Here is a 22930-nt window from a genome sequence, read left to right as displayed (position 1 = left end):
CAACGAGGCCCCCGCCACCCACATCCTCCCCCCCCCCCCCCCCCCCCCCCGCCCCCTCCCCCCCCCCCCCCCCCCCCCCCCCCGCGGCCGGTGCCGCTCGGCCCGCTGCCACACGGGCCGCAGGAACCAGTCGGGCAGGGTCGCGGCGGTGCCCAGGAGCAGCTGGGCCTCGCGGACGGCGTCGTCGAAGTCGCCCGCCTCGAAGCTCTTGCGCAGCTTGGTCCGCTGGATCTTGCCGATCTCGGTCTTCGGGATGTCGTCGGTGCCGACCGGGATGAGGAAGGCGGGGCTGACGCCGATCTCCCGGGTCACCTTGCCGGCGATCTCCCGCAGTGCGGCGGCGCGGTCGGGTCCGGGGGCGAGGTGGACGAACAGGGCGAGTTCGTCGGTGGTCGCGGACGGGTCGGAGCGGACCGCGCAGGCAGCGGTGAAGCTGCGGACGACGCCGGGCAGTTGTTCGACGCAGGCCTCGATCTCGTGGCTGTAGTGGTTGACGCCGTTGACGATGATGACGTCCTTGGCACGGCCGGTGATGTAGAGCTCGCCGTCGCGCAGGAACGCCAGGTCGCCGGTGTCGAACCAGCCGTCGTCGGTGAACGCCTCGGCGTTGGCCGCCGGGTTGTCGTGGTAGCCGCCGGTCACGGAGGTGCCGCGGACCTGCAGCCGGCCGACGTCGCCCTCGGCGAGCAGGCGGGTGTCCTCGCCGACGATCCGCATGGCGAAGCCGGGGTAGGGCAGGCCGCAGCTGACGAACGTCTCGTCGGTGCCCGGCGCCTCGGCCGGCAGCACCGCGTCGGTGACCACCGAGCAGGTCTCCGACATGCCCCAGCCGGGGTGCATCACGTCCTGCGGCAGCCCGAAGGGGGCGAGGGCGTGCAGGAAGCCGCGGGCGCCCGCGGCCACGACGACCTCGCCGGCGTTCATCACCAGCTTCATCGGGGTCAGGTCCCACTCCCGGTCCTGGAAGCGGTGGGCCTGTTCGGCCAGGAGCCCGAAGGCGAAGTTCGGGGCCCAGGTGACGGTGACCCGGTGCCGGTGGGCGAGGTCCATCCAGCGCAGCGGCTCCTGGAGGATCCAGGAGGTGGGCGCGTGGATCTGCCGGCAGCCCAGGTAGACGTCCCGCAGGTGGAACATGACCACGCCGGTGACGTGGTCCAGCGGGATCCAGTTCAGGGTGACGTCGTCCTCGCCGAGTCCGTTCATGGCCTCGGCGGCGGCGGACCGGGTGAGCACGTTGCGGTGGGTCAGCCGTACGGCCTTGGGCAGACCGGTGCTGCCGGAGGTCATGAGCATCAGGATGAGGTCGTCCGGCTCGGCGGCGTACCAGTCGCGGTCCTCGGGTGCGTCGCGGAGCGCGTCGGCCGTCGTCAGCCGCAGGCCGGGCCAGTCCTGCCGGTCCGCCAGGTCGCGCAGTGCGGCCTCGAGTCCGGGCGAGCACACCATCCAGGGCCGGCCCAGCATCCGCCAGATGCCCTCGAGTTTGGTGAGCGCGGCCGAGGGGGTGCCGTAGGAGGCGGGCACGGTCAGCGGGACGGCGACGAAGCCGCCGAGGATGCAGCCCCACAGCACGGCGAGGAAGTCCTCACCGTCGTCGCACTGGAGGATCACCTGGTCGCCGGGGCGCAGTCCGGCCCGCCTGAGCCCGGCCAGGACCCGCGAGGCCTCGGGGACGAGGGAGGCGTAGTCGCGGCGTGTCTCGCTGCCGTCGGGGTGTACGTGCACGATGTCGCCCCGGCCACGCTCGGCGGCGCGCAGCAGGGCCTCGGTCCAGCCGGTCACGGACGGTTCGGTCAGCTCCGGACCCTCGCTCAGGGCCGGTTTCGTGCCGGCTGCCGTACGGGCGCTCGCCTCCGGCGCGGCCTCGGCGGTGCGGCGCGGCGGCCCGGCGTGCCGGCGGCCCAGTTCCTGCGGGGTGTTCTCCACGAGGACGTCGGCCGCGCCGACGCCCGCGACGCGGGTGAGCCGCTGCTGCCAGGCCACGGCGGCGGCCCGGTCGACCGGCGGCAGGGCGGCGAGGGCGGCCGGGTCGAGGGTGCCGTCGGGGGTGCGGGGCAGCGCGCTGACCGCGGTGACGCGGACGGTTTCGGCACCGGTGCGCTCCAGGATCCGTTCGACGCCTTCGGTGGCCTCCGCGCGGCCCGGCACCACGAACAGCCGCGGTGCACCACCGTCGGCCGCGGGCAGCGCGACGGCGTCACGGATGCCGGGCACGGACAGCGCCGTGTCCTCCAGTCCGGCGGCGTCGGCCACGGGGGCCTCGGCGGGCGTGCGCGGGCCCGGCGCGGGAAGCTCGCCGAGCCGCACGTCGGGGCCGGCGCACACGGTGTCCAGCAGCCGGCCCAGGCAGCGGGCGAACTCCTCGGCCGTGGCGGTGTCGTAGAGGTCGGTGGCGTACTCGATGTGCAGGTCGAGGCCGTCCGGGGTGCCGTCCGGGGTGTGCCGTTCGAGGACGTCGACGAAGAGGTCGAACTTGGCGGTGCCGGTGGCGGTGGGCCGCAGCGGCACCTCGCGTCCGTCGAGGCGGAGCACGGCGGGCTCGTTGTTCTGCAGGGCCAGCATGACCTGGAACAGCGGGTGACGGCCGGGCACGCGGGGCGGGTTGAGTTCGTCCACCAGCCGGTCGAAGGGCAGGTCCTGGTGGTCCAGGGCGGCCAGGTCGCGTGGGCGGACCCGGGCCAGCAGTTCGCGGAAGGAGGGGTCGCCGGAGGTGTCGGCGCGCAGCACGAGGGTGTTCGTGATCAGGCCGATCAGGTCGTCGAGGCCGGGTTCCGAGCGTCCGGCGACGGGGGTGCCGAGGACGATGTCCTCTCCGGCGCCGCAGCGGGTGAGCAGGGCGCCGACGGCGGCGTGCAGCACCATGAAGAGGCTGGCGCCCTCACGTTCGGCGAGGCCGGTGAGGCGGCGGTGGAGGGCCGCGTCCACGTGCTGGGTGACGTGGGCGCCGCCGCGCGGTGCCGGGGGGCGCGGCCGGTCGCCGGGCAGGGTGCACTCCTGCGGCAGTCCGGCCAGTGCCTCGCGCCAGTGCGCGGTCAGCCGCTCGGCGCGCCCGGTGCCGTCCGGCGCGGGGGCGAGCAGGGCGCGCTGCCAGAGGGCGTAGTCGGCGTACTGGGCCGGGAGCATGTCCCAGGCCGGCGCGGTGCCCGCGCGGCGCGCCGCGTAGGCCGCGCCCAGGTCGTCGGCGAGGGGGCGCAGCGACCAGCCGTCGGCCGCGCCGTGGTGCAGGACCAGCAGCAGTGTCTGCTCCTCACCGGCCCCGAAGAGCCAGGCCTGCAGGGGGCTTTCGGCGGTGAGGTCGAAGCGGTGCCGGGAGGCGACGGCGACGTGCGCGGCGATCTCCTGGGGCGGGCAGTCGACGCGGCGCAGTCCGGGGCGCAGCTCTCCGGGCGGCAGGATCCGCTGGTACGGCGCGCCGTCGCGCTCGGCGAACACCGTGCGCAGGCTCTCGTGCCGGTCGGCGAGGTCGCCCAGTGCGGCGCGCAGGGCCTCGCTGTCGGTGCCGGAGCCGAGCGGCACGGCCAGCGGGATGTTGTACGTGGCGGTCGAGTCGTCGAGCCGGTTGAGGAACCACATGCGTTCCTGGGCGTACGACAGCGGGAGGCGCTCCGGGCGGTCCGCCGCGCCGAGGACGGGGCGCGCGGGGGCGGTGCCGGGCCCGTCGTCCACCAGCTGGGCCAGGGCGGCGGGCGTCGGCCCCGTGAACAGGGCGGAGATGGGAACCTCGGCGCCGGTCTCGTGCCGCAGGCGGGCCAGCAGCCGGGTGGCGAGCAGCGAGTCGCCGCCCAGGTCGAAGAAGTTGGCGTCCACGCCGACCGTGTCCCGGGGCAGCTTCAGCACGTCCTCGAACAGGCCGCACAGCAGCGTCTGTCCGGCGGAGACGGGTCGTCGGCCCGCCGCCGCCCCGGTGAAGTCGGGCGCGGGCAGGGCGTCGGTGTCGAGCTTGCCGTTGGCGGTCAGCGGGAGCGCGTCGACGGGCACGCAGGCCGCCGGGACCATGTGGTCGGGCAGCTGCGCCGCGGCATGGGCGCGCAGCTCGGCGGGGCTCGGGGCCCGGCCGGCCGCGGCCACCGTGTAGGCGACGAGCTGCTGGGCGCCGTTGTCGGCCCGGCGTACGACGACGGCGGCCCGGGAGACTCCCGGGTGGCGGGCGAGGACGGCCTCGATCTCACCGGGTTCGACGCGGAAGCCGCGCAGCTGGACCTGCTGGTCGGCGCGGCCGAGGTAGTCGAGGGTGCCGTCGGCGCGGCGCCGGGCCAGGTCGCCGGAGCGGTACATGCGGCTGCCGGGCGGGCCGAAGGGGTCGTCGAGGAACCGCTCGGCGGTCAGCTCGGGGCGGTGCAGATAGCCGGCCGCGACGCCCGCGCCGGCGACGTACATCTCGCCGACGGCGCCCGGCGGCACGGGCCGGCCGGCCCGGTCCAGCAGGTGGACCCGCAGGTCGGCCAGGGGCGTGCCGATGACACTGCCACGGCGCGGGTCCTCCAGGTCGGCCCGGGTGATGCGGTGGTGGGTGACGTGCACGGTGGTCTCGGTGATGCCGTACATGTTCACCAGGGCCGGGCGGTCCAGGCCGTGCCGGGCCGCCCACGGGCGCAGCCGTTGCGGGCGCAGGGCCTCCCCGCCGAAGACGACGTACCGCAGCGCGCCCACCGGCGCGCCGGTGGGCCGCGCCTCGTCGGCGTCCATCAGCTGTTCGAAGGCGGACGGTGTCTGGTTGAGGACGGTCACGCCCTCGTCGAGCAGGAGCCGCAGGAAGTCCCGCGGGGAGCGGCTGACGGCGTACGGTACGACGACGAGCCGGCCGCCGTGCAGGAGGGCGCCCCAGATCTCCCACACGGAGAAGTCGAAGGCGTAGGAGTGGAACAGGGTCCAGACGTCGTCGGCGCCGAAGCCGAAGTGCTCGGCGGTGGCGGCGAAGAGCCGGACCACGTTCGCGTGCGGCACGGGCACGCCTTTGGGGCGGCCGGTGGAGCCGGAGGTGTGGATGATGTAGGCGATGTCCGCGGGGCTCGTCGGGCCGGTGCGGTCGGCGTCGGTCAGGGCGTCGGCCGGCCGTGCGGCGAGGTCGGCGGTGACGGCCGGGTCGTCCAGGAGGACGGCGGGGACATCGCCGTGGAGCTGTTCGGCGAGGGCGGTCTCGGTGACGAGGAGGACGGGGGCCGCGTCCTCCATGACCAGGCGCAGGCGCTCGGCGGGATGACCGGGGTCCATCGGCAGGTAGGCGGCGCCGGTCTTGAGGACCGCCAGCAGGGCGGGCAGCAGCCTGAGGCTCCGGTGCAGCGCGAGCGCCACCACCCGGCCCGGTCCCGCGCCGCGCTCGGCCAGCAGGCGGGCCAGCCGGTTGGCCTCGGCGTCGAGTTCGCCGTAGGTGAGCCGTTCCCCCTCGTGCGTCACCGCGATGCGGTCGGGCCGGGCGTGCGCCCGGCGCTCGAACAGCTCGGTGAGCGTGGCGGTGACGGGGAAGTCCCGCACCGGCGACCGACCCGGGTGCTCGCCGGGCAGCAGCAGGTCGAGGCCGCCGAGCGGGGTGGTGGGCGCCGCCTGCGTGAGCTGCCGCAGCAGGGTGAGGAACCGGTCGCGGTGGAGGGCGAGTTCGTCCGCGTCGTACAGGGCGGGGTTGGCGTCGAAGGCCAGCCAGAGGCCGCCGGGCCGGGTGCCGGGCCGGACGCTGATCTGCAGGTCGTCGACGGCGCCGCCGGAGAGGTGGTGCCATGTGGCAGCGCTGTTGCCGAAGTTCAGGTCCTCGGTGAACGGGACGATGTTCAGCACCGGGCCGTACAGCCGCCGCCCGGTGCCCAGCAGTCCGAGGTCCCGGCGGATGAACTCGCCCCGGTACTGCTGGTGGCGGCGCAGTGCCGCGAGTTCCGCGGCCACCGCGCGCGCGAAGTCGGCGACGGGGGTGCCGGGTTCGGCGCTCACGCGCAGCGGCAGGACGTCGGAGGCGGTGCCCGGGGTGCGCAGGGCGGCGCTGCCGAGCCGGCTCATCGTGGCCATGCCGAGGACGAGGTCGTCGGCGCCGGTCATGCGGTGCAGGTAGGCGGCGACCGCGGCGGTCAGCAGGTCGGTGCGGGTGACGTCGAGGCGGGTCGCCGCGGCGGACAGGGCCTGCGCGTCGGCCGTGTCGATGTCCGCGGTCCGGCGCAGGAACGGGGCGCGCGGTGCCGCCGTACGGCCGGTGAGCCGGGCCGGTTCGGGCAGTCCGGACAGCCGGTCCGTCCAGTGTGCGCGGTCGCGGGCACAGCGCTCGGAGGCGAGGTAGGCCGCCTCCTCGGTCTGGAGCCGGCTCGCGGGCGGGAAGCCGGCGGGGCCGGGTTCGCGTCCCTCGGTCAGCGCGTTGTAGACGTCGGCGAGGCGGCGGCCCAGAAGCTTGTAGCTGTAGCCGTCGAGCAGGATGTGATGGGCCCTCAGCAGCCAGATGTGCCGGTCGGCGGCGAGGGTGAGCAGGGTGTGCGCGAACAGCGGGTCCTTGTCGCAGTCCACCTCGGTCACGAGGTCGGCGCGGATCCGCTCCCAGGCCGCGGCCTCCGGGTCGGCGGCGTCGCTGACGTCGACCCGGTGCAGCGGCCAGTCGTCGGCGTCCGCGGCCGGGTGGCAGCGGGGGCCGTCGTCGGTGTCGAAAAAGCGCAGCGCGAAGGTCCCGGCCTCGCCGACGGCCCGGCGCAGCGCGGTCTCGAACACACCGGTGTCGAGGGGTCCGTGGATCTCCACCGCCTCCGCGGTGTTGTACGCGGCGCTGTCGGGTGCCAGCCGCTGCGCGTACCACAGGCCCTCCTGCGCTCCGGACAGGGGGAGACGTTCGTCCTCGGGGAGTGACTCCTCGTGGAGTGACATAGCACAACCCTCACGTGGCAAGCCGTAATGACCCGGCCGGGACGGGCCCGGCCGGTCGGACAGGGGGTGCGGCCTGGGCCCATCGGCCGGATGCGGTCGCACGCCGAGGGCGTGGCCATATCGCGGCCCGCCGCCGGTTCACGAGTTCCTCACGGTGGGGCAGCGGCGAGAGCCCGGTCAAGCCCGGCCCGGCACGCCGGAGGGGAATTCAGGTGTTTCCCTGAAGAACGCGGGCGCCGGGATAGCGGCCGACACGACAAGCTTTAGGGAAATTCCGCGAGTTCCCCCCGGCGCGCCTCATCCGGTGGATTCGCCCGGGGCCGGCAATGCACTCTCGAGAGGACGTTGAGCCGAACCCGCGGTGTTGACGGACGGTCAGTGACCGCGGGTTCCAGAAATGGGCGGACGGAATGGGAACCGAGGTCATGCACCGTGCGTTGTGTCCGGTGGAGACGCTGTATGTCGGGCAGCGAAGCCGAGCGGTGCTCTCCAGCACCCTGCGGGGCCGCGTCGACGTCGGGGCGCTGTCGGCCGCTTTCGACGCGGTCACACAGGCGCACCCGTCGCTGCGCACCCGCATCGTGCCGCACGGCGAAGGGTTCGCCCTGCGCCTGCTGGACGAGGCCGAGCGGCCGCGGCTGACCGTCCGGACCGGCGAGGAGCAGGACGCCTACGCGACGGAGCTGAACACGCCGCTGCCCATCGGCGCTCCGGTCAGCCGGGCGGTCCTGGTCAGCGCGCCCGGGGGCGACCGTCATCTGTTCGTCCTCTCGGTGGACCACACCATCACGGACGGGCACAGCAGTATCGCGCTGCACCACGAGATCTGGGACCGTTACCGCGCCCTGGTCGAGGGCGGCGTGGCCGTCCTGTCCGGTGCGGCGACCGACTGGCCCGAGCCGGTCAGCCGGCTGCTGCCCGCCGCCGACGGGGCGGAGACCTCCGCGTATCTGGAGCGGCGCGTCGCGGAGGCGCGGCAGCACCCGGTGGAGCTGGTCGCCTACGACGCCGGGGATCCGGCCGGCGAGGGCCGGATCGAGGTGTCCCGGCTGACGCTCGACCAGGAGCGCACCGACCGGTTGCGCGGTGCCGCGCGCCGGGCGGGCGTCTCCGTGCACGCCGTGGTCAGCGCGGCGCTGCTCGCGGCGGCGCGCCGGCGGCTGCCCGGCGACGAGCCGCGCACCCTCGGCTGCCTGTCCCCCGTCGACCTGCGGTCCCGCCTGTCACCGCCGCTGCCCGCGCTGGTCATGGTGCCCGCCGTCACCACCCATCTGCAGACCCTGGACGTCACCCCTCGGACGGACCGCACCGCGCTGGCCCGTACCCTCCACGCCCGGCTGAGCGACTTCGTCGCGGGCGCGGGCCCGCACCACGAGATGCGGATCACGCCCGAGATACCGCGCAACCCGGCGTTGCAGCTGGCGACGGTGATCGCCACCAACATGGGCGTCGTGCCCGGCCCGCGGCTGCCCGAAGGACTGCAGGCCACCGACGTCCGGCTGGTGCCGGCCCGCGAGCAGTACTTCCCGCAGGCGGGCCGCAGTCCCGTGATGGCCTGCGTCGTCTCCTTCGAGGGGCGGCTCGCCGTCGAGTTCCCCCACTTCACGGCCTGTTTCAGCGCCTCGTTCGTCGATGCCTTCCGCGACGAGGTCCGCGAGGCGCTGCTCGCCTTCGCCGAGACCGCCGGGCCCGCTCCCGCACAGGCGGGCTGAGCCCGCCCCCGCCCGGCTCACCGCACCGCACACACCGGCCACTGTAAGGAGCCCCCCGCCGACATGAAGACCGTCAGCGACATACCCACTCCCCTGGCGCTGCTGCCCCGAGCCCAGGCGGGCGACGAGCAGGCCATGAACCAGCTGCTGACCGGGATCACCCCGTACGTCGCCCGGCTGTGCCGGTCCATCACGCACGACGACGGTGCCGACGCCACCCAGGAGGCCCTCCTCGCCGTCTACCGGGGACTGCGCACCCTGCGTGAGCCGACCGCGTTCTACGGCTGGGTGCGGTCGGTGACGGTCCGTGAGGCCGTGCGGACCGCGAAGCGCACCGGTACGGAGGGCACGTATCTGCGGGTCGAGTCGGGTCAGGAGGCGAATCCGCTGGATGCCGTGCACATCACCGACGTACTGGACCGGCTGTCGGCGTCCCACCGGCAGGTCCTCACCCTGCGCGCCTACGGCCTCAACGAGGAGGAGATGGCCCGGGTCCTGTCGCTGCCGGTGGGCACCGTACGGTCCCGGCTGCACCGCGCCCGGCTGCGCTTCCGGGAGGCCTGGCAGCCCTCGGCCGCGTAGTCGCGCCCGGCGTGGCGGCCGGCGGCGGGGTGGACCGCCGCCGACGGCCGTCAGGGACCGCGACCGCTATTCGATGAAGTCCGGCAGCACCCGCGGGGGCCACTGTCCCGGCGCGAACAGGCCCATCGCGTGGGCGCGCGCCACGAGGGCGGGGCGGTTGGGGGCGTCGAAGCGGCGCAGCAGCAGGCCCACGCGGTACTCGACGCCCTGACGGCTCAGATAGACACGGCCGGCCAGCTGTACGGTCGACGCGCCGCCCGCCACTCCTTCGAGGACGCGGGCGTCGAGTTCGCTGAGCGTCGGTTCGCCGGAACGGGGCAGGTCCTGCCCGCCGATGGGGCGGAGCAGGATGACAAGCCCGGCCGGGCCGTCAGGGCCGGTGACCGCGGTGGCCGTCATGACGGCGGAGAAGGCACGGCCGGTGGGGTGCCGGCCGGTCACCCGCTCCGTGAACCTGCTCGTGCGGCCCTCGCACAGGTCGGCGAACCGGTGTCGCAGGCGTGCGGGTGGGCCCGCCTGGACGAGTTCGCACAGCTGTCGGCCGCATATCTCGCCGGGGCTCGAGCCGAACTGCTTGGCGAACTCCGCTTCGGCGGCCGTGATGGTCACGTCCGGGGCCGCGTGGGCCGTGTAGGTGCGGCGGCTGCCGTCGACAGCCGTGCGCCCGGTCGGTAACGCGGAATCGGCGTGCGCGTCGGCGGTGGACGAGGCGGTGATGTTGGTGGTCGCCACGGACATACCGTCATTCCCTTTGCACATGGGGGGTGTGATGAACCGCTCCCCGTCCGGTCCATCGGCACAAGGGAGCGGATTGAGCGCCTGGGCGTGCCGGATCGGCGGCCGACCACGGCTGGTGACGCCAGGACGGAACAACGTTGTCAGAACGGCCCGGGGCCACAGGCTCAGCCGAAGGATCCGGCAACCGGTGCCGTGCGCACGGTCGATGAACATCGCAGCGAGCCCTGGGGCACACCAATGCGCACGAAAAACCTCCTGCGGACGAGGGTCAAATCGCATCAGGCCGGCACCTTGGAGGCTATGGGTCGGACAACCCGGCTGGCAAGTGTTTGCCTACCGGGGTGGCCGGATTGCCAACGGTTCTGGCCAAGCACCCTTTTCAGCCACACGTTCCGCGTGCGCCTGATCAGGAGGACAACGCGTGGGCAAAACAAGGCAAATGACAGGGGAAATCTCGGGCCCGTAACTACGTTGCCGCCATTGCCAGGTCTCCCTAAAGTGTGGGCAACTTCCGGACGTGGCCTCGGGAACACGGGGCATGCGGAAGACTAAAAAGGACCTCAGGGGATCAGAGGGCGAAATGCTTGAGCAGCCGCACTTCGGCCGGCAGCTGAGAAAGCTCAGGCTGGAGCGAGGCCTGAGCCAGGCGGCAGTCGTCGGCGACGGCATGTCCACGGGATACCTCTCCCGCCTGGAGTCGGGCGAACGCCGGCCCAACGGACGTGTCGTCAGCTATCTCGCGCAGCAACTGGGTGTGGAGGTCTCCGTGTTGACCGAGCCGCGTCCCGGTGGCTGCCTGAGCCATGTGCTCGCCACCGTCGCCTCGGCACCCGCCGGCACGGACAGCGCCGAAGTCCTGCTGCAGGCCGTCCGGGAGGACCAGCACGAGGATCCCGCCGGCCGGTGGCAGGCGGTCTGGCTCCTCGCCCGCATCTGCAACGGCCACGGGGACTACGAGCGCGAGCGCGGCCACCTTCTGGAACTCGTCGAACTGAGCGAGGTGATCGCGGCTCCGGAGCTACGGGTACGGTCCCATGTGCACTACGCCCGCTGCCTGTGCGCCCTCGGTGACCTGCGGGCCGCCGAGCCGGCCGCCGTCACCGCGCTCGCCGTCGCGCGCGGTGACCGTCTGCCGGCGGCGGACACCTTGGCCGCGCTGACGGTGCTGACCGGCGTCGAGACCGAGCTGGGGCGATGGGACGCGGCGGACCGTCATGTCCGGGAGATGGAGCGGGACCTGCTGACCGCCGCCGCTCCCCCGCAGGCGGCCGAGGCGCTGTGGACGGCGTCCGTGGTCAGCGACCGCCAGGGGGACCCCGCCACCGCCCACTCCCGGCTGGAGGCCGCCCTCGCCCTGCTCCGGGGCAACGACGACCTCACCCTGTGGACGAGGCTGCGTACGGCCGCGGCGGCCGTCGCGCTCCAGATGTCACCCCCGCGTGTCGAGGCCGCCGGCCGGTGGCTGAGCGAGGCCGCTGTCGTCCTGGAACTGATCGGTACGCCGCCGCAGTTGCAGGAGCTGCACGCCCTGCGTGCCCATCTCGCCTTCCAGGAGGGCAGAGTGGACGACGCCCGGGAGCTGTGCCGTGCCCTGCCGTCGGGCGGGGACCTCCGGCTGCCCTACCGGGACCGGGTACGGCTGGCCGTGCTCGAGGGCCGGTTGATGATTCTGGAGGGCCGCACCGACGACGGCATCGCGGCCCTGCGCCGCCTCGGCCAGCAGGCGACCGACGCCCGCCATCTCGACCTGGCCACCCACGTCTGGCAGTCGCTCGCCACCACCCTGGCCGACGCACGCGCCCCGGGGGTGGGAGGCGCGGTGCGGACGGCGACGCCGAGGACGCTGCCGAGTTCCTAGGAGGTCACCTCCAGGGCGGCGGCGTCGCCGGCCGTCTCCCGTGGGGCCGGCCATGTTGATCGCCGAGGCGTTGGCGAGGGAGCCGGCGCCTCCGCCGAGGAGCGCGAGCGGGAGCGCGATCCAGGAGTGGCTGAGCGGGCCGGGCCGGGGCAGGTCAGAGACCGCCGGTGTTGAGCAGCCGGTTGGGAGTGTCGGAGCGGACGCCGCGCACGACGCCGCGGGTGGCCGTGTGGTCGAGCCAGACGTGGACCTCCTTGGCCGTGGCGTGGGGGTGTGCCGACAGGTACAGCGCGATCACGCCGGTGGCGTGCGGGGCGGCCCAGGACGTCGCGCCGCCGTCCTCCGTGGCCGTACCGCCGCCGGCGAGGGCGGCGGTCACCTTCTGGCCGGGGGCGTACAGGTCCACGCACCGTCCGTAGCCCGACCCGTAGGAGCCGCCGTCGCTCCACGCGCGGTCGTTCGAGGTGGAGGCCGCCACGACGATGGTGCCGGGGACGCCGGCCGGAGAGTGCTTGCAGGCGTCGTCATGGAAGTTGCCCGCCGACACCACCGTCGGGATCCCCGCGTCGACCATCTTCTTCACGGCGGACTCCAGGGCCGCCGACCGGTGGTCGAGGTTGAGGGACATGTTCACCACCGCGGGCTTCTGCGCGTGCGCGGTGACCCACTTGACCGACTTCACCAAGGCCGCCTCGGCCGCCGCCGGGGAGCCGCCGCCCTCGCTCTCGCACAGGATGCCCTGGACGCGGACGAGTTCCGCCTTGGGCGCCACCCCGTACCTCGCCCCGCCGATGATGCCCGCGACGAACGTTCCGTGGCCGAGCCCGTCCTCGCTGAAGCAGTCACCGGAGTCCTTCGGGCCCACGAAGTCGGCGCCGAGGCGGGCGCGTCCGCCGAACTCCTTGTGGGCGGTGTCCATCCCGGTGTCGATCACGTAGACGTGAACGCCCTTGCCCGTGGCGGTGGTGGTGAACTTCCCGTTCAGCGGCCGCGACCGCTGATCCAGAACGTCCAGGTTCCACGGCACGTGCCGGGTGACGGGCGACGCCGCGGTCCGCGCGACCCCGGACAACTTCCCCACGGTGCCGGAGGACGTCGGCGCCGAGCCGGACGACGCCCCGTCACCGGAGGCCGCCACGGACTCCCCCCTCCCGTGCGCGGGGGGCTTCCCGCCGCTCCCCTCGGCCGCCGCGCCGGCTTCCCCGCCGCAGGCCGAGGCCCCGAGCACGGTCGCCATGGCCACCGCCATGAGACCGGCCTTCGTCACGTTCCGCGTCACGACGTCCCCCCACATCCCCGCTGCGTACACAGTCAGCGCACAAGACGACCGCAGGGGGCGGGCGGTTCCGGCGGGGCGGACGGGTGGTCGGCCCGCCGGAAGCCTGTCCGCCCGCGCGCTGACCTGCGCGACCATGCACCGCTCGGGCGAGCGCTCACTGGTCGGCGGCGCGGAAGCGGCGCAGCCGCAGGCTGTTGCCGACCACGAAGACCGAGGAGAAGGCCATCGCGGCGCCCGCGATCATCGGGTTGAGCAGTCCGGCCGCGGCGAGCGGCAGGGCGGCGACGTTGTACGCGAAGGCCCAGAACAGATTGGACCGGATGGTGCCCAGGGTCTTGCGTGCGAGCCGGATCGCGTCGGCGGCGACGCGGAGGTCCCCGCGCACCAGGGTCAGGTCACCGGCCTCGATCGCGGCGTCCGTGCCGGTGCCCATGGCGAGGCCCAGGTCGGCCTGCGCCAGAGCCGCGGCGTCGTTGACACCGTCACCGACCATGGCGACCGATCGCCCCTCGCCCTGAAGGCGCTTGACGACGTCCACCTTGTCCTGCGGCAGGACTTCGGCGATCACCTGCTCGGGGGCGATGCCCACCTCGGCGGCCACCGCTTCCGCCACGGCCCGGTTGTCGCCGGTCAGGAGGATCGGGGTCAGTCCGAGGGCGCGCAGCCGACGGACGGCTTCGGGGCTCGTCTCCTTGACTGCGTCGGCGACTTCGAGGACCGCGCGGACCTCGCCGTCCCAGGCGACCGCAATGGCCGTGCGTCCGGCGGCTTCGGCGCCCTCCTTGGCGCGTCGCAGGCCGGCCGGCAGGGACAGGGCCCTCCCCCGCTCCCCGCTTCGCCCGAGCGGGGGGACCCCCAGGGCGAGCAGCTGCTCGCGACCCACGAGGACGGCGTGTCCGTCCACGACGCCCTGGACACCGAGACCGGGCACGTTGGCGAAGTCCTCCGGGATCGGCAGCGCGCCGACGCGGTCGGCCGCTCCGGCGGCGACGGCCCGGGCGATCGGGTGCTCGGAGGAGTGCTCCAGGGCACCGGCCAGGCGCAGGACGTCCGTCTCGTCCGTGCCCTCGGCCGTGTGCACGGCCAGCAGGGTCATCCGACCGGTCGTGACGGTGCCCGTCTTGTCCAGGACGATGGTGTCGGCCTCGCGGGTGCTCTCCAGCACCTCAGGCCCCTTGATGAGGATGCCGAGTTGCGCGCCGCGCCCGGTGCCGACCATCAGCGCGGTCGGCGTGGCCAGCCCCAGGGCGCACGGGCACGCGATGATCAGGACGGCGACCGCGGCGGTGAACGCGGCGGTCGGACCGGCGCCGTTGCCGAGCCAGAAGCCCAGGGTGCCGATGGCCAGGGCGATCACGACGGGGACGAACACGCCGGAGATCCTGTCGGCGAGACGCTGCGCGGCGGCCTTGCCGTTCTGCGCGTCCTCCACCAGCTTCGCCATCCGGGCGAGCTGGGTGTCGGCGCCGATCCGGGTGGCCTCCACAACCAGTCGTCCGCCGGCGTTCAGGGTGGCTCCGGTGACGGCATCTCCCGCACCGACCTCGACGGGGACGGACTCCCCGGTGAGCATCGAGGCGTCCACGGCGGAGGAGCCCTCGACGACCGTCCCGTCGGTGGCGATCTTCTCACCGGGGCGGACCAGGAAGCGGTCGCCGACCTTCAGCTCGGCGACGGGCACCCGGTCCTCGCGGCCGCCGCGAAGCACGGTGACCTCCTTGGCGCCCAGTTCCAGCAGGGCCTTGAGCGCCGCGCCCGCCTTCCGCTTCGACCGGGCCTCGAAGTACCGGCCGGCCAGGATGAAAGCGGTCACGCCGGCCGCGGCCTCCAGGTAGATGTTCCCGGCGCCGTCGCTACGGGCGATGGTCAGCTCGAAGGGGTGCCTCATGCCCGGCGTACCGGCCGTTCCGAGGAACAGCGCCCACAGCGACCACAGGAACGCGGCCGACGTACCGACCGATATCAGCGTGTCCATGGTCGCGGCGCCGTGCCGGGCGTTGGTCCAGGCAGCCTTGTGGAAGGGCCAGGCAGCGTACGTCACCACGGGCGCGGCCAGCGTCAGTGACAGCCACTGCCAGTACTCGAACTGCAGCGCCGGCACCATCGCCATCACGATCACCGGCACCGCCAGGAGCGCCGCGGTGGTCAACCGCTGCCGCAGCGGCCGCAGTTCGTCGGCCTCCTGCCCGGCGGGGCTGCCGGCGGGCGTCGGCTCGGCGCGGACGGGTTCGGGCTCGCGCGCCGTGTAGCCGGTGGCTTCGACGGTGGCGATCAGGTCGGCGACCGCGATGTCCTCGCGGTAGGTGACCTTGGCCTTCTCGGTGGCGTAGTTGACGGTGGCCTCTACACCGTCCATGCGGTTGAGCTTCTTCTCGACACGGGCGGCGCATGAGGCGCAGGTCATGCCGCCGATGGCGAGTTCGACCTCGGCGGCACCGGGTGTGGTGGTGGTCATCTACTGCTCCTCGCGGCTCACATCGGTCCCGGATACCTGGAGGGGGTATCCGGCGGCGGCTCCATGTATACCCCCCACCCGTATGTGGCGCAAGGCGGTCCACGACTTGACTTCATACCCCCCAGGGGTATGTTGAAGTGCGTCGAGCCCGCCCTGGGCAGCCATGAGACAAGGAGCGGCCATGAACACCGGACTGAGGATCACCGCCTTCGCCGCGGCGCTCGCCGCCACGTTCGGCACCGCCTACGGCGTGGGCAGCGGTGTCGGCGGGATCTCCCCGGCGACCGAGCGCACGGCGCACGAGAAGCACGCCGACGCCTCGCACGACGGACACCGCGCCGCAAGCCGCGGATCAGAGGCACCTCCCGGAGGGCTCCGGACATCCGACGCGGGCTACACCCTCGACCTGAAGACCCCGACCGTCGAGGCGGGAAAGACGACCGACCTGCGGTTCGCGCTCGTGCGGGAGGCGACCGGGCGCGCGCTCACCGCCTACCAGCAGGAGCACACCAAAGAGCTGCACCTGATCATCGCCTCGCGCGACCTGACCGTCTACCGCCACCTGCACCCCACCCGCGCCGCCGACGGCACCTGGTCCGCGCCCGTGACGCTGCCCGAGGCCGGGGCGTACCGGGTCTTCGCCGATTTCACGCCCCTCGGCGGCGAAGGGATCACCCTCGGGGCCGATCTGAGCGCGTCGGGGACGTACGAGCCCGCCCCGCTCCCCGCTCCCCGCACCACGGCCGAGACCGACGGGTACGAGGTGAGCCTCCGCGGCCGCCCGGAACCGGCCGGGAGCAGCGAGCTGACGCTGACCGTGCGCAGGAACGGCACGCCGGTACGGGACCTTGAGCCCTACCTCGGCGCCTACGGCCATCTGGTGGCCCTGCGCTCGACAGACCTCGCCTACCTGCACGTACACCCCAACGGCGAGCCCGGCGACGGAACGACCGAGGCGGGGCCGGACATCTCGTTCACGGCCACGGCGCCCAGCACCGGCGCCTACCGGCTGTTCCTGGACTTCAAGCACGGCGGCGAGGTACACACCGCCGCGTTCACCGTCGAAGCGGGCGGGCCGGCGCAGCGGCCGGCCGCCCCTGAAACGGCCTCCCCGATGCCCGGGAAGGGTTCCGGGCACAGCCACTGAACCGCGGCGAGTCGCGTGTCACCTCCCCCGAGCCGAGGCCCCACCGGCGGGGGGAGGCCGCCGCTTTCCTCGGCCGTCGCGGTCAGGCACCCTCCTCGCGCGGCCGGCCGGTGCTCCCGGCGGGCGGTTCGCCGGTGCGACCGCGCAGCACGGCGAGCGTGGCGCCGAGGTCGGCCGCGCGGGGCCGGTTGTGCGGCAGCCTGGCCAGGAGGAACGCCATACCGCAGGTGCCGGTGAGGGCGGAGAGGACGAGGCCTCCCGCGATGCCGGCCGACAGGAGCTGGAAGGCCGGGTGCACGAGCAGGCCGAGGAGCAGCCCGCTGAGCACCACCGCTCCCGCGGTGAGGCGGACCTGCCGTTCCATGCTCCAGGCGGCCCGCGTCTCGCAGGCCGCGGGCCGGTGGAGGTCATGTGCCTGGGCGGCCCACCCTGTGGTGCCGCCCACGAGGGTGGCGGCCGCGATGCCGTGTCCGGCCAGGAGCTTGCAGGCGCTCTCCGAGCGGGCGCCGGAGGCACACACCAGCAGGACCTCCCCCCGCTCCGCCGCGACCCGGATCTCGGGCAGCGCACGCCGGATCTCGTTCAGGGGGATGTTGAGGGCACCGGGAAGGTGGCCGGAGGCGTACTCGCCGGGGGTGCGCACGTCGATGACGGTGAGTTCATGGAGCCGGGCGCGGGCCTGCGCGGTGTCGAGGGCGAGAGGGGTGGTCATGGCAGAGGTGATCCTTGATGGTCGCCGCCGTCCCGAACCGGGACGTACAGTACCCCTAGGGGTATTTTTCGAGGAGTGATCGTGGAACTCGAGCTTGAGGGCGCGTCTTTGCGAGCCGTGCTGAACCGGTTGCGGCGTGCGCAGGGCCAGATCTCCGGCGTGATCCGGATGATCGAGGAGGGACGGGACTGCGAGGACGTCATCACGCAGCTGGCCGCCGCCTCACGGGCACTGGACCGGGCCGGTTTCGCGATCATCGCCACCGGGCTGCAGCAGTGCGTGGCGGACATCGAGTCCGGCACGAAGAACGGTGAGGACACCGAGCAGATGCGGGCCCGCCTGGAGAAGCTCTTCCTGTCGCTCGCGTGAGGGCGTCGACGGGCATCAGGCCACCACGTCGACCAGCATGAAGCCGGCCACGGCCAGCAGGAGCAGAGCGAAGACCCGCTGAAGCGTGCGCCCGGACACTTTCGCCGACAGGCGCCTGCCGTCCCACGCGCCCAGGATCGCCGCTCCGGCGAACGGGCCCATGGCACCCCAGTCCAGGCCATGGGCCGTCCCGGCGCGCATGGCCAGTGCCGCGAGCGAGTTGACGGTGATGACCAGCAGGCTGGTGCCCACCGCCGTCCGCATCCTCATGCCGAGTACCTCGACCAGTGCCGGTACGGCGAGGAAACCGCCGCCCACTCCGAGGACACCGGTGACCGCGCCCAGCCCTGCACCGGCGGCCGCCGCCCGGCCCGGTCGCACCGGCGCGGGGGTCTCAGCCGCTGTCCGGGGGCGCAGCATGCGCAGCGCGGCGGCGCCCGCGACCACGGCGAAAGCGGTGGTGAGCAGGGCGGCCGGCAGATGCCCGGCGAGTGCTCCGCCCAGCATCGCCGGGCCGGTCCCGGCCGCGGCGAACAGCAGCCCCGTACGCCAGCGGACGTGGCCGTCGCGGGCGTTCGCGGACAGGGCGGTCGCGGAGGTGACGGTGACGATGACGAGACTCGCGGTGGCGGCCGCGACCGGCGTGAAGCCGAGCAGGTAGATCAGTGCGGGGACGGCCAGAACACCGCCGCCGCCCCCGAGCGCGCCGAGCGCCAGTCCGACGACGGCGCCGGCGGCCAGGGCGAGTATCACGGCGCTCACGCGACGGCCCCTCTCCCGCCGTGCGAGTCCCGCACCGGCGGTCCCGCGCCGGGCCGGCCCGGCATGCCGCCCATGACGCCGACGGCCTCGCCGCCCAGAGCGTGCGACAGCGCGGCGGGCCGCCGCGATCGGTCGCCCGTCCGGCGGTCGTCCGTGGCGCTCACGGTCGAGGGGTCCGTACGGCGAGCCCGGCCTTCTCGGCCGCGGCGAAGGAGTCGTCCACGGCCACGACCTGGCGGCCGGCCGCGTCGAGCAGGGAGGCGGCGATGGCAGCGCGCATGCCGCCCGCGCAGTGCACCCACACCTGCCCTGCGGGCACCTCGTCGAGGCGGCGGTGCAGAGTGTGCACGGGAATGTGGACCGAGCCCTCGATGAAGCCTGCCGCCCGTTCGGAGGCCCGGCGGACGTCCAGCACGACGACGCCCTCGCCGGCGGGCTCCGCGAGGTCGGCGAAGGTGGCGCGCCGGAAGGAGGCGGGCGCTTCGCCCTCCCGCACCCAGCGCGCCGGGTTCCCGGTGGCGGCGGCGGCCGGACGGTCGATCCCGACCCGCGCCAACTCGCGCTGCGCGGACCTGAGTTGCCCGGGGGACTCGGCGAGCAGGGTGACCGGCTTGCGCCACGGCATCAGCCAGGCCAGGTAGGTGGCGAGCTGCCCCTCGGCCTCGAAGTTGAAAGAACCCGCGACGTGTCCTTCGGCGAAGGCCACCCGGTTGCGCAGGTCGACCACCCACTCCCCGGCGTCCAGCCGGGCGGCGATCTCCTCGGCGTCCGCGACGGCGGGCGGGGTCAGGTCGACGGGCACGGGTCCGGCGGCGTTGACCGGGCCCATGTGCGCGTAGTACGCGGGAATGTCGTCCAGTCCGGCCAGCAGTTCGGCGACGAAGGTGTGCACGTCCCGGGTGAGTGCCGCGTTGGACGCCTTCTCCTCGCCGACCGTGGTCGAGCCGCCCTCCACCTGACCGGAGGAACAGAAGCTGCCGAAGCCGTGGGTGGGCAACACCGCCGCGTCGTCCGGCAGTTCGGCGGCCAGCCGGTGTGCGGAGGCGTGCTGGGCGCGGGCTAGGTGTCCGGTCAGCCGCGGCTCGACCAGGTCGGGTCGGCCGACGGTGCCGATCAACAGCGACCCGCCGGTGAAGACCGCGACCGCCCTGCCGTTCTCCTCCAGCGCGTACGCGGTGTGATGCGGGGTGTGGCCGGGAGTCGCCAGCGCGCGCAGGGCCAGCCCGGCCGGGGCGTCGATCTCCGTACGGTCGCCGTCGTGCACCGGTGTCCGCTCGAACGACACCCGGGCTGCGGCCGGCACCAGGTAGGCGGCGCCGGTGATCCGGGCCAGCTCGAGACCGCCGGTGACGTAGTCGTTGTGGACATGCGTCTCGACCACGTGGGATATCCGCACACCGCGCCGGGCCGCCGCCTCGATCACCTGGTCGATGTCCCGCGGGGGGTCGACCGCCACCGCCGTCCGCTCGCCGCCCGCCACGTAGCTGCGGTTGCCCAGCCTGCTGATCTCGATGGTGTCGATGAAGAACACGAGGTGCTCCCTTCCGGTGAAAAATTACCCCCCGGGGTATGTGTTCGACGGTAGCACGATTACCCCCGGGGGTATTTTTCCGGGCACACGTGCCGGCCACCGGGACCGGTGCGGCCGAGCGGGATCGACGGGCCTATGCCCGGCTGCCGGTCACGGCGCCTGCCTGACCGGGAGGGCCTGTGCCGGGGCACCGGTCACGGCGCCTGCTTGACCGGGAGGTCAAGGCGGAGCCTGTAGCCGCCGTCGGCGGTGTGGCCGGCGGTGACGGTGCCGCCGAGGAGGGCGGCGCGCTGCCGCAGGGCGACCAGGCCGTAGTGGGCGCTGGGCAGGGGCAGGGCGGGACGGGTCGGCGCCGTGTTGCTGACCATGACGCTGATGGCGTTGCCCTCGTACCGGGCGAGCACGGTGGCGGTGGCCCCGGGGGCGTGCTTGCGCACGTTGGTCAGCGCTTCCTGGACGGTGCGGTAGACGGCGCGCTGCAGAGTCGGCGGAAGGTCACCGGGCAGGTCCGTGGTCAGGTCGGTGTCGATGCCGCTGCCGTCGACCAGTCGCCGCAGGTCGCTCAGGGACGGCTGCGGGGTCAGTTCCGTGGGGCGGCTGTGCGAGCCGCGCAGCACGTTGACCATGTGCCGCAGTTCGTCCAGTGTCTGCACGCTCAGCCGGCGAATCGTGGCCGCGGCCTGTTTGACCTCGGCGTCCCGCGTGCCGACCTGCAGGGCCCCGGCCCGCACCGCGATGAGGCTCACCTGGTGGGAGACCACGTCGTGCATCTCGCGGGCCAGCTGTGCGCGCTCCTCGGCCAGAACGGCCTCCGCGCTCAGCCGTCGTTCGTGGTCGCGTGCCTGCGAGATCTCGGTGAGCCGCAGCGACAGGTCGCGCCGGGCCTGGACGAGCTGGCCGAGGAAGACCGGAGCCGCGGCTGTCGCCGCGGTATAGCCCAGGGTGATCAGGGCCGAGGCACTCCACAGCTCGAGCTGCGGTGACGGCGACCACGAGGTCATGTCGCTGAGCGTGTACGCCAGGGCGCAGACGGCCAGGACGAACCGGCGCCGGGTGACCGTGGCCACCGTGTACAGCGCCGCGAGCGAAGCGAAGATCGCGTCCGAGAGCAGGACGGCGGGCAGCGTGAGCAGGAAGGTGAGCCACGGAAAGCGCCGGCGCAGCATGAGCAGGCAGGCGGCGGCCAGGGCGACGGCCAGGCGCAGCGGCTCGTCCGAGGTCACGTGGACGAAGACGTCGAGCAGTGCCGCGCCGAGGACGGCGGCATCACCCAGTGCGGTGGTCAGGCGGCGGGGGATCATCCCGGCTCCAGGTCTCGGGGCGGCCTGAGAAGGCCGGCGCGATCGGCGAGCAGGGCCGCCTGGACGCGGCTCGAGACCTCCAGCTTGGTGAGAATGGCGCTCACGTGGTCCTTGACGGTGCCGGTGCTCAGGTGCATCCGCGCGGCGATGTCCGCGTTGGACAGTCCCTCGGCGATCAGGACGAGCACGCCACGTTCGCGATCGGTCAGCCGGTCCAGACCGCGGGTGGCGGGTTCCTGGCAGCCGGCCTCGAGGTATCCGTCCACCACGGTCCGCGTGACCTTGGACGACAGCACGGTGCCCCCGTCGGCCAGGGACCGCACGAGGAACGGCAGCTGCTCCGGGTCGGTGTCCTTGAGCAGGAAGCCCGCCGCCCCGCGGCGCAGGGCTGTCGCCACGTACTCGTCCATGTCGAACGTCGTGAGCATGGCCACCACCGGGGGCGGCCGCAGCCGGCGCAGGTCGGCGAGGACGGAGAGCCCGTCCACGTCCGGCATACGGATGTCCAGCAGGACGACGTCGGGGTCGGTCTCCCGAGCCGTCCGGATCGCCTCCCCGCCGGGAACCGCCGCCACGACCTCGATGTCGTCCGCGGCGTCCAGGATGCACTTGAAACCCGTACGGATCAGGGCCTCGTCGTCGACCACCAGTACCCGGATCACGCGCGCTCCCACTCATCGTCGGATTACCGTCCGTCGTACCACGTCGGCGAGCACCCCGCTTCCGCACGGCAGGGCCGCCCCAGGTGGCGGGGCCGACTCCAGCCACTCGGCGGGTACGTTCCGGACCTCTGCCGGATGCCTACGGCAAGAGGGGGCGTCGACCCTGGAGGACGTGGCAGAGCGCAACGTGGCGATCGCCCACGACATGCCCGGCCCGACGAGGAGGACAGCATGACGATCCGGCTGACACTTCTGTGCGCGCGCCCCGCGGACACATCCACGGACGACGTCTTCGGCCACGAGCCGGTCAGCGAACTCGAGCTGCACCGGGCGAGTGCCGCCCTGGCATCGCTTCCTCCCCACTCCAGCGTCGTGCGATCGCCTTCGGCCGGCTCCGCGCTGACCGCCGCCGCCCTCGGCCTGAAGGCCTCGGTGGAGCCCGCCCTGCGCGACCTCGACCACGGCACGTGGCGCGGCCGCGCGATGGCCGACATCGTCGCCGAGGACCCGTACGGATACAGCGTCTGGCGCACGGATCCGGATGCCGCACCCCACGGCGGCGAGACCGTACGCCACCTCTGCCACCGGACCGGGGAATGGCTCGGCAGCCTGCCCTCCGAGACGGGGCACGTCCTGGTCATCGCCGAACCGGCCGTCGTCCAGGCCCTCCTCGTCCATGCCCTGTCCGCGCCGGCCCGGGCCTTCTGGAGTCTCCGGGTCGCGCCGCTGCACACCGTCCGCCTCACATGGCCCGAGGGCGGCTGGAGCATCCGGCCCGCCGACGCGTCCGTCCCCGATGCCGGCCGGCTCACGTTCTTCGAACCGACGGACCCCGGGCCACGGCCGACCGACTCCTCGACCCTGCTGCTGACGGCCTGCTGACCGGCGGCATCCTCAGCGATCCGCGCGGTGCTCCGGCGCCGCTGCGCGACGGCCTCGACCTGGTCGTGCACCGACTCCGGCACCGCGGGGGACGAGTGACCGCTCTTGCCCC

At 73.7% G+C, this 22930-nt stretch carries 16 protein-coding genes; 6 read left to right on the top strand and 10 right to left on the bottom strand.

The genetic code is table 11. From position 1 onward, the window contains the following. Positions 1–6828: amino acid adenylation domain-containing protein (locus tag ACZ5CW_RS09395; RefSeq protein WP_468599692.1), on the bottom strand; the 6828-nt coding region annotated here is incomplete at its 3' end. 482 nt (positions 6829–7310) lie between these two features. On the opposite strand from ACZ5CW_RS09395, the gene ACZ5CW_RS09390 reads away from it, so the two are divergent. Next, positions 7311–8540, top strand: a complete 1230-nt coding sequence (locus tag ACZ5CW_RS09390) for a phthiocerol/phthiodiolone dimycocerosyl transferase family protein (protein ID WP_468599691.1) — start codon at positions 7311–7313, stop codon at positions 8538–8540. Between the two features lie 63 nt (positions 8541–8603). Continuing rightward, positions 8604–9122, top strand: a complete 519-nt coding sequence (locus tag ACZ5CW_RS09385) for an RNA polymerase sigma factor (protein ID WP_468599690.1) — start codon at positions 8604–8606, stop codon at positions 9120–9122. Positions 9123–9188: 66 nt separating this feature from the next. Here ACZ5CW_RS09385 and ACZ5CW_RS09380 read toward each other — a convergent pair whose 3' ends face one another. Continuing rightward, complete coding sequence (locus ACZ5CW_RS09380) at positions 9189–9860, bottom strand: PAS domain-containing protein (protein WP_468599689.1); 672 nt, start codon at positions 9858–9860, stop codon at positions 9189–9191. 580 nt (positions 9861–10440) lie between these two features. Between ACZ5CW_RS09380 and ACZ5CW_RS09375 the strand changes: the two genes are divergently transcribed. Continuing rightward, on the top strand, positions 10441–11718 hold the full coding sequence (locus ACZ5CW_RS09375) for a helix-turn-helix domain-containing protein (RefSeq protein ID WP_468599688.1): 1278 nt from the start codon (positions 10441–10443) through the stop codon (positions 11716–11718). A 154-nt stretch (positions 11719–11872) separates the two neighbouring features. Here ACZ5CW_RS09375 and ACZ5CW_RS09370 read toward each other — a convergent pair whose 3' ends face one another. Further along, positions 11873–12997 carry a S8 family peptidase gene (locus ACZ5CW_RS09370; RefSeq protein ID WP_468599687.1) on the bottom strand — a complete coding sequence of 375 codons (1125 nt, stop codon included), beginning with the start codon at positions 12995–12997 and terminating at the stop codon, positions 11873–11875. A gap of 154 nt (positions 12998–13151) precedes the next feature. Continuing rightward, entirely contained in the window at positions 13152–15452 is a 2301-nt protein-coding gene (locus ACZ5CW_RS09365) for a heavy metal translocating P-type ATPase (protein WP_468599686.1), read from the bottom strand. A 181-nt stretch (positions 15453–15633) separates the two neighbouring features. Here ACZ5CW_RS09365 and ACZ5CW_RS09360 point away from each other — a divergent pair, with 181 nt between their 5' ends. Next, positions 15634–16599 carry a hypothetical protein gene (locus ACZ5CW_RS09360; RefSeq protein WP_468599685.1) on the top strand — a complete coding sequence of 322 codons (966 nt, stop codon included), beginning with the start codon at positions 15634–15636 and terminating at the stop codon, positions 16597–16599. Between the two features lie 82 nt (positions 16600–16681). Here the strand turns inward: ACZ5CW_RS09360 and ACZ5CW_RS09355 are convergent, their stop codons facing one another. Further along, a complete protein-coding gene (locus ACZ5CW_RS09355) occupies positions 16682–17311 on the bottom strand; it encodes a rhodanese-like domain-containing protein (protein WP_468599684.1) in 630 nt (209 codons plus the stop codon). Between the two features lie 81 nt (positions 17312–17392). On the opposite strand from ACZ5CW_RS09355, the gene ACZ5CW_RS09350 reads away from it, so the two are divergent. Beyond that, positions 17393–17680: a metal-sensitive transcriptional regulator gene (locus ACZ5CW_RS09350; RefSeq protein WP_468599683.1), complete on the top strand. Its 288-nt coding sequence runs from the start codon at positions 17393–17395 to the stop codon at positions 17678–17680. A 15-nt stretch (positions 17681–17695) separates the two neighbouring features. Here the strand turns inward: ACZ5CW_RS09350 and ACZ5CW_RS09345 are convergent, their stop codons facing one another. The 5 genes from ACZ5CW_RS09345 to ACZ5CW_RS09325 form a co-directional block, all read right to left on the bottom strand. Beyond that, positions 17696–18442, bottom strand: coding sequence for a sulfite exporter TauE/SafE family protein (locus ACZ5CW_RS09345; protein WP_468599682.1), 747 nt, complete (start codon positions 18440–18442; stop codon positions 17696–17698). Continuing rightward, the gene (locus ACZ5CW_RS09340) at positions 18439–18606 is read right to left on the bottom strand and encodes a hypothetical protein (RefSeq protein WP_468599681.1); all 168 of its coding nucleotides are present in this window, start codon (positions 18604–18606) and stop codon (positions 18439–18441) included. Before ACZ5CW_RS09340 ends, ACZ5CW_RS09345 begins: the two co-directional genes overlap by 4 nt. Then, positions 18603–19973 carry a rhodanese-like domain-containing protein gene (locus ACZ5CW_RS09335; RefSeq protein ID WP_468599680.1) on the bottom strand — a complete coding sequence of 457 codons (1371 nt, stop codon included), beginning with the start codon at positions 19971–19973 and terminating at the stop codon, positions 18603–18605. The genes ACZ5CW_RS09340 and ACZ5CW_RS09335 overlap by 4 nt, the downstream gene beginning before the upstream one ends. A gap of 194 nt (positions 19974–20167) precedes the next feature. Further along, positions 20168–21274: a sensor histidine kinase gene (locus ACZ5CW_RS09330; RefSeq protein ID WP_468599679.1), complete on the bottom strand. Its 1107-nt coding sequence runs from the start codon at positions 21272–21274 to the stop codon at positions 20168–20170. Continuing rightward, the gene (locus tag ACZ5CW_RS09325; RefSeq protein ID WP_468599678.1) at positions 21271–21936 is read right to left on the bottom strand and encodes a response regulator; all 666 of its coding nucleotides are present in this window, start codon (positions 21934–21936) and stop codon (positions 21271–21273) included. Before ACZ5CW_RS09325 ends, ACZ5CW_RS09330 begins: the two co-directional genes overlap by 4 nt. Before the next feature lie 231 nt (positions 21937–22167). On the opposite strand from ACZ5CW_RS09325, the gene ACZ5CW_RS09320 reads away from it, so the two are divergent. After that, complete coding sequence (locus tag ACZ5CW_RS09320) at positions 22168–22818, top strand: histidine phosphatase family protein (RefSeq protein ID WP_468599677.1); 651 nt, start codon at positions 22168–22170, stop codon at positions 22816–22818. The last annotated feature ends 112 nt before the right edge of the window (positions 22819–22930 follow it).

This window comes from Streptomyces sp. NPDC031379, from assembly GCF_055569615.1.
This window is presented reverse-complemented; position numbering and strand designations above follow the sequence as displayed.